This window comes from Pseudomonas sp. GM50, from assembly GCF_000282375.1.
GTDB lineage: Bacteria > Pseudomonadota > Gammaproteobacteria > Pseudomonadales > Pseudomonadaceae > Aquipseudomonas.
The window spans coordinates 1-14144 of record NZ_AKJK01000105.1; the positions used below are offsets into that span (position 1 = coordinate 1).

A 14144-nucleotide genomic window follows, 5' to 3' on the forward strand; every position below is an offset into this window, starting at 1 on the left:
GCGAGGCTTGCCCGCGAAGGGAGCATCGCGCTGTCTCAAGCAGGACCGCGTCATCGTTCATCGCGGGCAAGCCTCGCTCCTACGGCACAGGAAGTGCTCCAGGGGCACGGATGATCGACCATGGCAAGGATCGCTGCCGACAGGGAGTCGATATGGTCTTGGGAAAAACCCGCTTCGGCGGGTTTTTTTTCGTCTGCAGAAAACTGCAATCTGGTTTCTTGTAGCAGCTGACAGCTGCTACAAATGCAGGTTTCAGGCATTGAATGGTCAATGGCTTACACGTAGCCAGTGGTATGTCGTCTTTTTAAGCTTCACCGATGCGTTTAATCTGGATCCATCAACTGAAGCACAGGACGTGCTCAGGATCACGGATGATCGACCATACGCCAGGATGGCTGCCGACAGGATGTCGCAATGGTCTTGAGAAACCCGCTTAGGCGGGTTTTTTTATGGGCGTCAGAAAAGTCCGTCAGATGTCCACGACTTCACGCAGTGTCTCCAGGGCGCGTTTCAACACGTCGAGGCTGATCGATCCCATGGCCACCCGCAGTGCAGAAGGCACGTGAGTGGTCGTGGCAAAGGGTTCGGCGCTGGTCACCTGCACACCTTTACGTTCCAGCTCGGCAACCACCGTTTCGGCCCGCAAGCCTTCGGGCAATCTGAGCCAAAGGTAGTAGGAACCGGGATGCGCCACCAGTTCGCAATTACTCAGGATTTGCCGAGCCAGGTCCTGTCGCTGCCGGGCGTCCAGGCGTTTTTGCTCTTCGAGGTTGTCGACTTCGCCGCTATCGATCCAGTGGCAGGCCAGTGCGACGGTCAGCGACGGGGTGCTCCATGTCGACACGCGGATGGCTTGTTCCAGCACCGGCATCATCGCTTTCGGTGCAACGATGAAACCAATGCGCAGGCCCGAGGCAACGCTTTTCGACAGACCGCTGATATACAGCGTGCGCTGCGGGGCCAAGGTAAACAGCGGTTTGGGCGCCGGTTCTGCGAGGAATGCATAGGCGCCGTCTTCGATGATCAGAAAGTCGTAGCGTTCGGCCAATTGCACCAGGCGTTCACGGTCGGCGATGGACATCACCGTCCCCAACGGATTGTGCATCGTCGGCATGCTGTAGAGCGCCCGCACGGGGCGCCGCTTGCACAGCGCTTCCAGGGCGTCGAGATCGGTGTGCCCGGCGATTTGCGGCAGGGCTTCGAGGTCCAGCCGATGGGCCTGGGCCAGGGTTTTCAGGCCAGGGTAGGTGAGGGCGTCGAGGGCCAGAATATCTCCCGGTTTGAGCAGTGCCATCAGCGTCACGGCAAGACCTTGCTGAGCGCCGTTGACGATCAGCACCTGATCGCCTCCCACCCGAATGTCCCGATTGCGTAAATGTCGGGCCGCCGTCTGCCGTTCATGTGCCCGCCCGCCCTGAGGCGCGGAATGCAATAGCGCATCGATATCGCCGGAGGCGGCAATCGCTCGCAAACCCTCGCGCAATAACTCGTCCTGACCGGGTACCGACGGGTAATTGAAGGTCAGGTCCACCATGCCGACGCCCAGTGGTTGCTGTTCCAGCCCCAGTCCGCGTGGCAAGGACGTGTCGCGTACAAAGGTGCCACGGCCGGTTTCGCCGACCACCAGGCCGATCGCCTCCAGCTCGTGATAGACCCGCAATGCAGTGGCCAGGGCAATCCGCTCGCTCTGCATCAACGCACGAATGGTCGGCAACTGTGTGGCGGGTGGCAGTTCACCGCTGCGAATCCTCCCGGCGAACTGATCCACCAGGCGTTTGTAGCGAATACGGGTCATGGGTGAGTGCTCTTTGTATCTGGATCAATTTTTTGTTTGTATCAGATTGGCGTTCTAATCTACAGGCTTTCCAGGACGGAGACTTCGCTGTGATTGACCCTGCGACCTTATCGATTTTCGTTGGCGCGGTGATGTTGTTGCTGCTGTCACCGGGACCGAACATGGCCTTCGTGATCAGTCATGGCGCCAGTTATGGCTGGCGTGGTGGTGTGGCGTCAGGATTGGGCATTGGCCTGGCCGATCTGATCCTGACGGCGCTGACTGCGATGGGCGTGACGGCACTGGTTGCCAGCTGGCCGCCGGCCTTCGACCTGATCCGTTATGCCGGGGGCCTGTACCTGCTGTGGCTGGCGTTCAAGGTGTTGCAAAAAACATCGGCCAGCGACACGTCGGATGTGGCGCAGGTGCCGCTCAAGACCCTGCTGATCCGGGCGATGCTCAACAGCCTGTTGAACCCCAAGGCCTTACTGTTTTTCATGGTGTTCCTGCCGCAATTCGTTAACGCGCAGCGGGGGTCGATTGCCGTACAACTGGTGCTGCTGGGCATGGTGTTGACCTTGGTCAGTGGCGTGTTTCACACCCTGCTCGGGGTTTTCGGCAGTACGGTCAGCCGGCTTGTTTCCAGTACTTCGACATTCGCCAAATGGCAGTCATTGGGGCTGGCCGCAGTACTGCTGTTGCTCGCCGTCCGGCTAGTCCTGATGACTCGTCCGGCCTGACTCATTAGCTGAAAAGGAACCTCTGCATGTACATCGCATCGTTTATCTACAAACCCGGGCAACGGGACGAGGAGTTCAACCGGTTGAGCGCGTTGATCGACGAAGTCGCGATCAGCATCGAAGGGTTTGTCGGCACCCAATCCTGGTGCTCGGCCGATGGCGAGTTGGTCAACGCCAGTTACTACTGGCAGGACGAAACCTCTATACGGGAATTCGCCAGCCATCCCAGGCACCTGGAGGCCAAGCGTCAGTACCGCAAGTGGTACGCGGGTTATCAAGTGGTGATCGCTAAAGTGGAGCGGGCTTATGGTGATGACTCGTTCGAGCTGTTTGTGCCCAATGGTCGACCTGAGTGACTGGCTGCGGGGGCGATAGCGCCCGCAGCCGTTTCTTTCACTGGCGGGCGAGTTTCGCCGCTGCACGTTCGGTGATTTCCGAGCGCAATTTCAACGACGCGGCAGCGCGTTTGCGGGCTTCATCCAGCACGCTGACCGGCGCTGTCTCGGGGCTGCCCGAAGCAAACGGTGGTGCCGGCGCGTATTCCAGTTGCAACTGCACCAGTTGCGCCGTGTCCTTATCGAACAATTCAGCCGCCAGGGTCAGGGCAAAATCGATCCCCGCGGTGATCCCGCCACCGGTCAGCAGATTGCCGTCGCGCACCACCCGATCGTTCACCGCAATCGCTCCCAAAACCCCAAGCAATTCGTGATACGCCCAGTGCGTGGTAGCGCGCTTGCCCTTGAGCAACCCCGCCGCGCCAAGCACCAGCGCGCCGGTGCAAACCGAAGTGACATACTTTGCGTTAGCGGCCTGAGCCTTGATGAAGGCCAGGGTTTCGTCATCCTCCATCAACGGCCCGACGCCGCCGCCACCGGGAACGCAGATCACATCCAGCGGCGGGCAATCGTCGAAGGTGGTGGTCGGTTTCAACACCAGCCCGGTACTCGCGGTGACTGGCATCAGGTCCTTCCAGATCAGGTGCACTTTCACGTCCGGCAGCGAGGCCAGCACGTCATAAGGGCCGGTCAGGTCCAGTTGTTGAAGCTGTGGAAACAACAGAAAACCGATCTGCAACGTCATGGCGTTTTTTCTCCTGGTTGGGGTGGACGACTTCACTGTAGGCTCGTAGGATCTGGCGCATACGCCAATAACCCCACGAATTACGCCAAATATGCCTAGCAACCCGAAAACCATTCATGTGCTGGCCTTTGCCAACGTGCAAGTGCTCGACGTCACCGGGCCGTTGCAGGTGTTTGCCTCGGCCAACGACATTGCCCGCCAGCAAGGTTTGCCGCCGCCCTATACGCCGTCCGTGATTGCCAGCGGTGGCGGGGCGGTGATGTCGTCGGCGGGGTTGGCGCTGTTGGCAGAGCCGCTGGCGAAACAGGGCAGTGACACGTTGATCATTGCCGGTGGCTGGGGCGTTTACGCGGCGGCGAAAGACGAGTCACTGGTGGCCTGGGTGCGTGAGCATGCGACGGGGTGTCGGCGGGTGGCGTCGGTGTGCACCGGGGCGTTTTTGCTGGCGGCCAGCGGTTGGCTCGATGGCAGGCGGGTGGTCACGCACTGGACCCGCTGCGAGCAATTGGCGCAGCAACATCCCAAACTACAGGTCGAACCCAACCCGATTTTCATCAACGATGGCCCGGTCTGGACCTCGGCCGGGGTCACCGCGGGCATTGACCTGGCCTTGGCGATGGTCGAGGAAGATCTCGGCCGAACCATGGCTCTGGACGTCGCCCGCCAACTGGTGGTGTTTCTCAAGCGTCCGGGGGGCCAGTCGCAGTTCAGCGTGACCCTGTCCCTGCAAAAGGAAGGCAACCGATTCGACGACCTTCACGCCTGGATCAGCGAAAATTTAACCAAAGACCTCGGCATCCCGACCTTGGCCTTACAGGCCGGCATGAGCGAGCGCAGCTTCGTTCGTCACTACCGCGCCGACACCGGCCAGACCCCGGCGCGGGCCATCGAACTGATTCGGGTCGAGACCGCCCGGCGCTTGCTCAGTGACACCGGTGTGCCGATCAAACGGGTAGCGGTGCAATGCGGGTTTGGCAGCGAAGAAACTTTGCGCCGCAGTTTTCTGCGAGCCATGGGCGTGACGCCGCAAGCCTACCGCGAGCGCTTTTCCGTCAGCCCTCCAGCAGATCCAGTAATGCCTTGAGGGTCGCTTCGGGCGCTTCTTCGGCAATGTTATGCCCGACACTCCAGAGTGGCTGTTTTGAGAGGGCTGATCCAATTCGACCTGAGTCCTTCTCCTCAGACTTCCACGTCCGCGACCTGATTAAAGTACTTCGATCGATCCGGCGTAAACGTCACGGCCATTCTGGTCCTGGAGCAGGTCAACGCCCGTTCTGTGCTCAGATCAATGTCCAGATCTTCTCCGCGCAATCCCTGCCATTGGGCGAGGTATTTCAGAGATCCGTATTTTTCGAGTTTTTTCAGGCTGCGGCTGACGCCACCTTTCCAGCCCAGCACCGGGAGTTCGCCGGTGAGGCATTGTTGGGCGAGGTCGGGGAAGCGGGCGGCGCGTTGGCGGCCGATTTCCCAGCATTTGATCAGGCCTTTGTCATGGCCCTCCCACAATTCATCCCGGTTCAGGCCTGATCGGAGTGGGGTGTCGATGCTGCGATGGATACGCTGAGTCATTCTGGTTCCTTGAATTCGGGTTTTGTTGGACAGCTCCGCTGTACCCGTTGAGCGTGGATGTTAGGGAGGGAAGCAGGCGCTGGCAACAAGGTATTTCCGGATGTAGGAATGCGTTACCGCGTGTTGATTGGACTGGTTTTGTTTAGTGATTGTAGGTTCGGCCTACCTGGTTCTGTGGCGAGGTGGCTTGCCCCTGTTCGGCTGCGCAGCGGTCGCAAAGCCAGCAAATGCGGTGCTTCTGGAGGAATGGGGTTGTGCATTCAAGGGGTCGCTGCGCGCCCCAACGGGGGCAAGCCCCCTCACCACGGAGGGACAGTAGTGGCTGACAGTGCGTGTTTAAGTTCATCGGGCGTAGCCTCGGTCCTACAAAAAACGTCGTAAAAGGGGATATTTCCGACGAGTTTTGGCGGTTGTGGATGATCTTGCAGGAGCGAGGCTTGCCCGCGAAGCAGGCGCCTCGGTCTCAAGGCTGCCAGAAGTTTTTCTCCCCGCTCAATTTCCGATCCAGGAAACTCGCCGCGCTGATCAGCGCCAGATGCGTCAGCGCTTGCGGTGTGTTGCCCAAGTGCCGGGCATGGCTGTCGAACTCTTCGGCATACAGCCCCAGCGGGTTGGCGTACTTCAGCAATTGCTCGAACTCCAGGTGCGCCTTCTCCACTTGGCCGGCCCGGGCCAGGCATTCGACGTACCAGAACGAGCACGCGGCGAAGGCGCCTTCGGTGCCGGGCAGGCCGTCGATCTGGCTGTCGTCATTGCGGTAGCGGTAGACCATGCCTGCGCGCACCAGGGTTTTCTCGATGGCTTCAAGGGTCGCGATCCAGCGCGGATCCTTGGCGCTGACGAAGCGCACCAGCGGCATCAGCAGCATCGAGCCATCGAGGCCGGTGCCGCCGATGTGCTGGACGAAATGCCCGCGTTCTTCGTTCCAGAAGTTGCTCCAGATGTCGGTGTAGATCGCTTGACGGGTCTGGTCCCAGCGGGCGAACGGGGCGGGCAGCGAGCGTTTGGACGCCAGGCGGATGGCCCGGTCCACGGCCACCCAGCACATCAGTCGCGAGTGCAGGAAGTGATACTGCTCGCCGCGCATTTCCCAGATGCCAACGTCTTTTTGCTGCCAGGTTTCGCAGACCTGATCGACCACTTCCACAGTGTGTTTCCAGCCATCATGGGAAATCGCTTCACCGTGCTTGTTGACCAGATACACAGCGTCCATCAGCTCGCCAAAGATATCGAGCTGGACTTGATCGTAAGCCTGATTGCCGATGCGTACCGGCGCCGCGCCGCCATGGCCGGATAGATGCGAGAGTTCGGTTTCCGGCAGTTCCTGACGGCCATCGATGGCGTAGAGGATGTTGAGTTTCATGGGCTTGCCGTGACAATCCCTGACCCGACCGCGCAACCAGCGCGTGTAGGCGTTGGCTTCCTCGACGAAGCCCAGGCGCATGAAGGCATAGACGGTGAACGAGGCGTCGCGGATCCAGGTGTAGCGGTAGTCCCAGTTGCGTTCGCCACCGGGCGTTTCCGGTAGGCCGAAGGTGGCGGCGGCGAGGATGGCGCCGTGTTTGCGTGAGGTCAGCAGCTTCAGGGTCAGGGCCGAGCGATTGACCATTTCCCGCCAGCGACCGCGATAATTGGACTGGCCGATCCAGTCGCGCCAGAACTTCAGGGTGCGCTCCAGGCACAATGCGGCGGCGCCTTCCTTGAAGCGTGCATCGTCAACGCCGCCGAGCAGGAACTCGGCGCCCTGGCCCTGTTCGAGGGTGAACTCGGCAAGCGCTGCATTGCCCTCAATGCTCAAGGGCTGATCCGAACACAGTTGCAGGGCCGGCTGACCGGAGGCCTCGAAATACACACTCTGACCGCGTGCCCGGGCCTTGGTGTGAGCCCGGGCATAGTCATGACGCACGGCACAATGCATGCGGATCGTCGCTTGACCACTGACCACCCGCACCCGGCGCATCAACATCGGCCAATCATCTTCGCTGTCGCCGATGGGCAGCAGGTCGGTGACTTCAACCACTGCGTGATCGCTGAGCCAGCGGGTTTGCAGGACGTTGGTGTCGGGCAGGTAAATCTGCTCGCGACGGGCATCGGGCAGGTCCGGGGCCAGTTGGAAGATGCCGGCTTCGGGGCTGTCCAGCAGCGCGCAGAAGATCGACGGACTGTCGAATTCCGGCCAGCAGAAAAAGTCCACGCTGCCCTTGTCGTTGACCAGTGCGGCGCTGCGCATGTCGCCAATGATGCCGTGGGCGTCGATGGCGCTTTGTCGTTCGGAATGATCAGCCATTACCGCGGAGCTCCGGGAACCGAGGGCCTAACCAGCTGACCGATGCGATCGGGCAGGAGTTCACTGGTGAGTGAGTTTTCTGGCGTCGATCACTTCAAAGACCTGGGATTTTGCAGTTCGTCGGACGCGACTGAAGGAGCAGGCTTCAACAGTTCCAGCAGTCTTGATCGGGCTTGTGGGTGCTGGCCATACCGGGCAGCCACGTAGGCGTCGAGCAACTGAGTGAAGTCCGTTGCAATGCTGCTGCCCTTGAGCGTCATCACCCGCTCGCCGTCCATGTACACCGGTGCCGAAGGATGTCCCCCGGCGCCAGGCAGCGAGATGCCAATGTCTGCCAGGCGGCTCTCGCCGGGACCGTTGACGACGCAGCCCATAACCGCGACGTGCATCTGTTCGACACCGGGAAATTGCCCTTTCCAGGTCGGCATCCGCGCCTGGAGAAAGCCTTCGATCTGCTGAGCCAGTTCCTGAAAGAAACTGCTGGTGGTGCGTCCGCAGCCAGGGCAGGCGACCACTGTGGGCGTAAATGCGCGCAAGCCCATGACTTGCAGAATTTGCTGCGCAACCAGCACCTCACGGGTGCGGTCGCCCTTGGGTTCCGGCGTGAGGGAAATTCGTAGCGTGTCACCAATGCCTTCCTGCAACAGCACCGCCAGCGCGGTGGATGAGGCGACGATGCCTTTGGAACCCATGCCGGCTTCGGTCAACCCCAGGTGCAGCGGAAAATCGCAACGTGCCGCAAGGTTGCGGTACACCGCGATCAAGTCCTGCACATGGCTGACTTTTGCCGACAGCACGATCCGGTCTGCCGGCAAGCCGACGTCGATGGCCCGCTGCGCATTTTCCAGCGCCGACACCACCACCGCTTCACGCATCACCGCATCGGCCTCCAACGGCAGGGCCAGTGCGGCGTTGGCGTCCATCATCCGGGCCAACAGGTCCGGGTCCAGGCTGCCCCAGTTGACGCCGATTCTCACCGGTTTGTCGTAGCGGCAGGCGACCTCGATCATGCTGCAGAACTGTTCGTCACGCTTGGCACCCTTGCCGACGTTGCCGGGGTTGATGCGGTACTTGCCCAGCGCCTCGGCGCATTCGGGATACGTCGCCAACAAGCGATGACCGTTGAAGTGAAAGTCGCCGACCAGCGGCACATTGATGTTGCGCCGGTCCAATAGATCGCGAATGTGTGCCACCTGAGCGGCGGCGTCGTGGCTGTTGACCGTGATCCGCACCAGTTCGGCACCGGCCAGCGCCAGGCTTTCGACCTGCAAAGCCGTGGCTTGGGCGTCGGCGGTATCAGTGTTGGTCATCGCCTGCACAACAATGGGCCCATCGCTGCCCACGGTGACGGGGCCGATGGTGACTTGCCGGGTTTTGCGTCGAGCGATTGCGCTGTCCATGGATTCGACTCCTGTGGTCGCGGCTTACTGACGAGCGATCAACCCGTCGGGAAGGCGGAAGTGAACATGTTCTTCGCGTCCCGGCAGGTTCTCGATCTCGAGCGGGGCGATCCTTTTCAGGGCATCGAGTACGTCGTCGACCATGGCCTCGGGGGTTGAGGCGCCGGCAGTAATGCCCACGGTAGACTTATGTTTGAACCATTTGCGACGAACAGAGTGGCCATCGGCGATCAGGTAACTGGGCTTTCCGGCTTGCGCGGCGATATCACGCAACGTCACGGAGTTGGCGCTTTGGGGGCTGCCGATCACCAGCACCACATCGACGCACTGGCTCAGTTCACGCACGGCCGTCTGGCGATTCTGCACGGCGTAGCAAATGTCACGGATGTCCGGCCCGATGATCCGAGAATAACGCCGCTTGAGTGCCAGGACCACCGCACGGGTGTCATCGACACTGAGGGTGGTTTGGGTGATATAGGCGAGCGCAGTGTCCTGGGTAAACTCAAGGGCTGCGACTTGCGCTTCGGTTTGCACGACTACCACCGGGGCGGGAATGTGCCCCAAAGTGCCGATTACCTCGGGATGATCCGGTTCGCCGATCAGGATCACTTGATAACCTTTGGCGGCGTACTGACGGCCATGGTTGTGCACCTTGGTCACCAGCGGGCAGGTGGCATCCAGTATCTGTAATCCCCGGTCGCGAGCCTCGTTTTCCACCTCTTTGCCAACACCGTGGGCGCTGAATATGGTGACGGCATTGGCTGGCACTTCATTCAGGTTTTCGACGAACCTCGCCCCTTTGGTTCGTAAGTCATCGACCACGTGCTGGTTATGGACGATTTCGTGCCGCACATAGACGGGGGCGCCGTGGTATTCGAGGGCCTGTTCGACGGTATCGACAGCGCGAATGACACCGGCGCAGAAACCTCGGGGTTGGGCGAGGATGACTTTCATGGTGGTTTCTCACGTGACTGACTCTGGCTCCGTGACATTTCAAGTGTGTATGTCGCGGGTAGAAGCAATGAGTGTTTCCGTTACCGTTTGCTTTTCGGGCGCGGCTTCATGGGGCGGATAAAACTGCGTCGCCCAATTGCGGAACATCATGATCGGGCCTTCGTTGACGGTGAGTTTCGGTTTTGCGCCGTAATATCTGTGGTCCCAAATGAATATGTCTTTTTTCAGTTCAGGGGTGAACCAGAAACGGTAAGCCGCTGCTGCCAGGGCCATATTCAATGTGTTTCTGATCCAGCGTGGGAACGTCGAAAGCCTCGTGACCCGAAGCACCATAAAGTCTTGAAACGCCCATTGCTGCGGCCCGATCTGCCTAGGAGTTACCATCAACTTGATCTGCAGACCCAGTCGTTTCTGGGTCAGTTCCGCAACCATTATTCCGAGCCCATAAAGGTTGATTTTGATCTGAGCGGCGAGCCCGAGCACTTCCATGGTGTGCTGGACTGTCAGTTGATGGCCTTCGGCTTCAGGAGGCTGCATTACCGCCTTCAGCCAACCATGAATAGATTCGAAATGGTTCACGTCAAAGGCATTTTCGGTGATGTTCTGGAGGTTGCCACATACGTTGTAGTGACCTCTGAGGGGAGTGGAAAATCCTGCCAATTCAAGGTTGGGCAGTTTCCATATTGCGTGAGGTAAATCGGGTCCTTGCCACACGAGTATCAGTCCGTTCCATTCTTGTACTTGGCGGCGAGCAAGCCTTGCCTGTGGCGGTTTGAGCCTGCCGGGAGTGTGCAGGCAATGACCATCGGCAGCGAAAGCGAAATGATGAAAGGGGCACACAATAGTTTCGCCGACGATCTTTCCTCCCCTTCCGAGATGGGCACCAAGGTGCGGACAAAAGGGTTCGACAGCTCGGGCAACGCCTGACTCCGTGCGGTAAAGCACTAACTCCTCACCCATGAATGGCACCGTTTTCACTGCTTTGGGTTTGAGGTCACTGACGAAGCACAGTGCGAACCAGCCGTTGGGATATGACGTTGATGGAGTTGTCTTTTCATGAGGAAGGTTTGACATTGTCATAATGTGATCCCCCTATGGCTGAATGGGCCGGTGCAGGGTCGGGATCGAGAACAATGAGCCGTGAGCGGGTCCAGTCCCAACCATTACCGTGGCTGTCCACGTACCGGTCGTTTTCCAGCAGCCAGCGTAAATTGCCCGCGCAGATCCGACCCAGGCCATCCAGGTACATGCCGATACGATCGGCATCCGGGCGATCGGCGTAGCGGCGACGCAGCACCTCGCAGAGTTCGACGCGGGTGCGGTCAGCCTTGCGGATGCGTTGGCACAGGATGTCAGCAGCTTCCTGCGGGCTGTGGCCATGCGCAATGCGCAGGCTTTCCATCGCATTGAGGGTCACGCCGATGGCGTGCTCCTTGCGGTGAGAAAGGATGTCGTTGACCAGACCGACGTGTTCGTTGGTGACCCGGATGGCCAACTGCAGTTCGCGGTCTTGCGCCAGTAGCTCGGTCAGATCGAGGCCGTACAGAAACTCGGCCACAGGAAAAGAGGGCAAGAGGCCTGTGTTCCAGTGGCGCAACTCGAGGAATTCGTCGAATGGCAGCACCTTGCCGGTGGCGACCAGCCTGGCTTCTTCCTCCACGCTTTCGAACCAGGCCTGCCACGCTTGGCAATAGCGGCGATACACCGGTGCGGGCATGTGCTGCCGCAGTTTGCCAAAGATGTCCTGTGCGGCAGGGGCGAAAGGATGCCCTTCCAGCAACGCGACTTCACCGTCATGGAACATCGCATGCCGGCCCAGAGGCATATCGTCGATGGCCAGGATCAGGCTTGTCACGCATGAGGTATGGACGAGGCGATCGGCCGGTCCAATAGGGAATATCAGACTGTCCCACATGGGAAGATGAAGCCGCAGGAAGTGAAGTCGCGCGGCCTCGTCGGTGAACGGAAGGAACTCCCGGACCCAGGCGGCATTGAGCTCGTCGATGATGGGATAGTCCGGGTGAATTCTCGGGAGCTCGCTGCAGTGCATCTCCGGGATGTAGAAGCTCACCTCGGACGCAAGGGACTGTGCAGAATGGTTCATGGCTCACTCCTTTCCCTGGCGCCTGCGCGCGATGAAACTGTATGAAGACGCCTTGTTCTTTCGCAAAGCGTCCGAAAAGTTGATTGCGATATCTCGCAGCTCGGAGAAATTGGGATTACTGCTGTCGGGGTAGTGCGCGTCAAGGTTGCCCTTGACGAGCGCGTACCAGCGAAGCACATCTTCGTTGGAGGGGGTGACGCGACTGTCGATAACTTCAAAGCCGTTGTCCTCCAGAGCTTTGTGCAGGCTATCCGGCGTCTTGCGATGGCCGGAGGCGGCGCGATCCACCTTGTCGGGGATGAACGACTGGTAGGTCGCCAAGTCCACGTTGTAGAGACTCTCGGAAATGATCACCGTGCCGTTGGTGCGCATGCGTTGCGCCAGTGACTGCATGGTTTTCTGCAGCACCTGCGGTGTGAAGTGGAAGAGACTGCCTCGGAAAATGGCGAGGTCGTAGGGCAGCTTCGGGTCAGGCAGAGCGCCAATGTCCTTGGCATTGCAAAGGTACAGCCGAATCCGGTCAGCCAAGCTCTTGCGGGTGATCACCTGGCTGGCGTACTCCAACTGAGGGCGGCTGACGTTGACACCGTCAATGCGCTCGCAGTCTGGGTAGCGATTGGCCAGGAAGCTCAGCACAGGCCCCCAGCCGCAGCCGATGTCGATGGCCCTTCGGATGGATTGCGAAGAGACGTCTGCACCAGCCTGTTCGGCCAGCTCGAATTGGTACTCCATGTGCCGCCGCCCGGACGCGTCGAGCGGAAGACTGCACGGGTCCATCTTCTCGTCGAACACGCCGTACTGATACCAGAACTCGTTGCCGATCACCTTCCGCCATTCTTCTGGAGGATCGGCGTAGACGCTTTCGATCTTGCTCTGATAGTGGTCGGCAGTGGTGCTGCGGATGACGTCGATAGCGATCGTACTCTTGTGTACTTTCATAGCGGGCTCTCCTGGAAGAATGGTGAATGCATGAATTCGGTCGATGCGATCGGGGGGATGGAATCTCCTTGCACGTTGGTGGACTGCGTCGGATAGAACCGGGTCGCCCACCGACGAAAGGTTGCGATCCCTTTGTCGCCCGTCATCAGCCGCGGGTGATCGAGGTAGGCGCGTGCGTTCCAGATTGGGTTGTCGGCCTGGGTGAAGGTCACCAGCCAACGTTTCGCGAGGGGAGCCAGCACGGCATATGCCACTTTCCTGATCGGTATGGGCCAGCGTTCGAAGAGCTCGAGCTCCATCATGTCGATCCAGCTCATGGTCCACTTCATCGGCGCGGTCGGGGTGGAATACAGCATCGTGGTGAGGCGAAAACCGATCCGAGTCATCTCACTGACGGCTTGCACATGACCCAGGCCAATCTGCCGCATGCGCATGCGCATCGGCTGCCCCTTCCAACTGGCGGTGAGGGTGGTTTCGAACCAGTAGTCTCCCACCTCATGGGTCATTGCGGGTTCCGTGAGGCCATGCAACCAGCTGAAATGGATCAAGTCGACGCTGTTTTCCCCGGTATCCTGGCAGTAGCCGTTCAGGTCCTGGCTGGTGTGCTGGGAAGGGGCCGCGAACACGCTCAAGTCCCAACTCGGCACTTCCCAGCTTGGAGGTCGGTTCTGGTGGTCGGCCCACACCATCACCGCGCCATTGATTTCTCTCATATGGCGCGTGGTGAGCCACGCATTGGGAGGCTTCGCGCCATTCCCGCTGTGTAGGCAACTGCCATCCAGACCGAAGGCCAGGCCATGGAACGGACAAACCAGCTCTTCGCCCTGTACCTTGCCCCGTCCGAGGTGAGCCCCCATGTGGGGACAATAGGGATCGATGGCACTGGCGCGGCCTGAGGCTGTGCGGTACAGCACCAACTCTTGCCCCATGAATGGAACGGTGAGTACTGCGCCTCGTTCAAGATCGCGGCTGAAGCAGGCGCGAAACCAGCCGTCGGGATAAGGCAGTGGGACGCGCGTGTCCCCAGTGGCGCTACGCTTGTTCGACGTGGAGGTGTCAATCAGATGGGCGCTGGCAGGGCAGATGATCTCGGGCCGCGAGGGCTCGTGGAGGAGGTCCTCCCTGTCCATTTTCGTGACGTCGGACAGCTCTTGTACTGGGATGTCAGACATTTGAACTCCTGTAATGAAGGTCTCTTGATTTACGCGGCGAGCTACTGGCAAGTCGTTGACCATTGAAGCTGACAGCGGACATTTTTTTGGGGGGGCTTTAGTCTTTCTTCCTGCAACGCGGAGCA

At 59.8% G+C, this 14144-nt stretch carries 14 protein-coding genes; 4 read left to right on the forward strand and 10 right to left on the reverse strand.

The window, feature by feature from the left end; all coding sequences use genetic code 11:
- A partial coding sequence (locus PMI30_RS31825) for a hypothetical protein (RefSeq protein WP_238542029.1) occupies positions 1 to 424 on the forward strand: 424 nt, incomplete at its 5' end.
- 45 nt (positions 425 to 469) lie between these two features.
- On the opposite strand, the gene PMI30_RS05160 is transcribed toward PMI30_RS31825, so the two are convergent.
- The gene (locus PMI30_RS05160) at positions 470 to 1795 is read right to left on the reverse strand and encodes an aminotransferase-like domain-containing protein (protein ID WP_008013484.1); all 1326 of its coding nucleotides are present in this window, start codon (positions 1793 to 1795) and stop codon (positions 470 to 472) included.
- Positions 1796 to 1884: 89 nt separating this feature from the next.
- Here PMI30_RS05160 and PMI30_RS05155 point away from each other — a divergent pair, with 89 nt between their 5' ends.
- Complete coding sequence (locus PMI30_RS05155) at positions 1885 to 2514, forward strand: LysE family translocator (RefSeq protein ID WP_008013486.1); 630 nt, start codon at positions 1885 to 1887, stop codon at positions 2512 to 2514.
- Between the two features lie 26 nt (positions 2515 to 2540).
- A complete protein-coding gene (locus PMI30_RS05150) occupies positions 2541 to 2870 on the forward strand; it encodes an antibiotic biosynthesis monooxygenase family protein (protein WP_008013488.1) in 330 nt (109 codons plus the stop codon).
- Between the two features lie 37 nt (positions 2871 to 2907).
- Here PMI30_RS05150 and inhA read toward each other — a convergent pair whose 3' ends face one another.
- Entirely contained in the window at positions 2908 to 3594 is a 687-nt protein-coding gene (gene inhA / locus PMI30_RS05145) for an isonitrile hydratase (protein ID WP_008013489.1), read from the reverse strand.
- A 91-nt stretch (positions 3595 to 3685) separates the two neighbouring features.
- Between inhA and PMI30_RS05140 the strand changes: the two genes are divergently transcribed.
- Complete coding sequence (locus tag PMI30_RS05140) at positions 3686 to 4678, forward strand: GlxA family transcriptional regulator (RefSeq protein WP_008013491.1); 993 nt, start codon at positions 3686 to 3688, stop codon at positions 4676 to 4678.
- A gap of 95 nt (positions 4679 to 4773) precedes the next feature.
- Here the strand turns inward: PMI30_RS05140 and PMI30_RS05135 are convergent, their stop codons facing one another.
- From PMI30_RS05135 to PMI30_RS05105, 8 genes are all read right to left on the reverse strand, one after another.
- On the reverse strand, positions 4774 to 5163 hold the full coding sequence (locus tag PMI30_RS05135; protein WP_008013493.1) for a hypothetical protein: 390 nt from the start codon (positions 5161 to 5163) through the stop codon (positions 4774 to 4776).
- Between the two features lie 463 nt (positions 5164 to 5626).
- A complete protein-coding gene (locus PMI30_RS05130) occupies positions 5627 to 7450 on the reverse strand; it encodes a glycoside hydrolase family 15 protein (RefSeq protein ID WP_008013496.1) in 1824 nt (607 codons plus the stop codon).
- 89 nt (positions 7451 to 7539) lie between these two features.
- Positions 7540 to 8850, reverse strand: coding sequence for a flavodoxin-dependent (E)-4-hydroxy-3-methylbut-2-enyl-diphosphate synthase (gene ispG, locus PMI30_RS05125; protein WP_008013498.1), 1311 nt, complete (start codon positions 8848 to 8850; stop codon positions 7540 to 7542).
- Between the two features lie 24 nt (positions 8851 to 8874).
- Positions 8875 to 9804 (reverse strand): 4-hydroxy-3-methylbut-2-enyl diphosphate reductase, encoded by a 930-nt coding sequence (gene ispH, locus PMI30_RS05120; protein WP_008013499.1) that lies wholly within the window; start codon positions 9802 to 9804, stop codon positions 8875 to 8877.
- A gap of 39 nt (positions 9805 to 9843) precedes the next feature.
- Positions 9844 to 10884 (reverse strand): aromatic ring-hydroxylating oxygenase subunit alpha, encoded by a 1041-nt coding sequence (locus PMI30_RS30905; protein ID WP_081501305.1) that lies wholly within the window; start codon positions 10882 to 10884, stop codon positions 9844 to 9846.
- Positions 10859 to 11908, reverse strand: coding sequence for a terpene synthase family protein (locus PMI30_RS05115; RefSeq protein ID WP_008013502.1), 1050 nt, complete (start codon positions 11906 to 11908; stop codon positions 10859 to 10861). The genes PMI30_RS30905 and PMI30_RS05115 overlap by 26 nt, the downstream gene beginning before the upstream one ends.
- 3 nt (positions 11909 to 11911) lie before the next feature.
- A complete protein-coding gene (locus PMI30_RS05110) occupies positions 11912 to 12847 on the reverse strand; it encodes an SAM-dependent methyltransferase (RefSeq protein WP_008013504.1) in 936 nt (311 codons plus the stop codon).
- Entirely contained in the window at positions 12844 to 14019 is a 1176-nt protein-coding gene (locus PMI30_RS05105) for a Rieske 2Fe-2S domain-containing protein (protein WP_008013506.1), read from the reverse strand. Before PMI30_RS05105 ends, PMI30_RS05110 begins: the two co-directional genes overlap by 4 nt.
- Positions 14020 to 14144 lie beyond the last annotated feature (125 nt).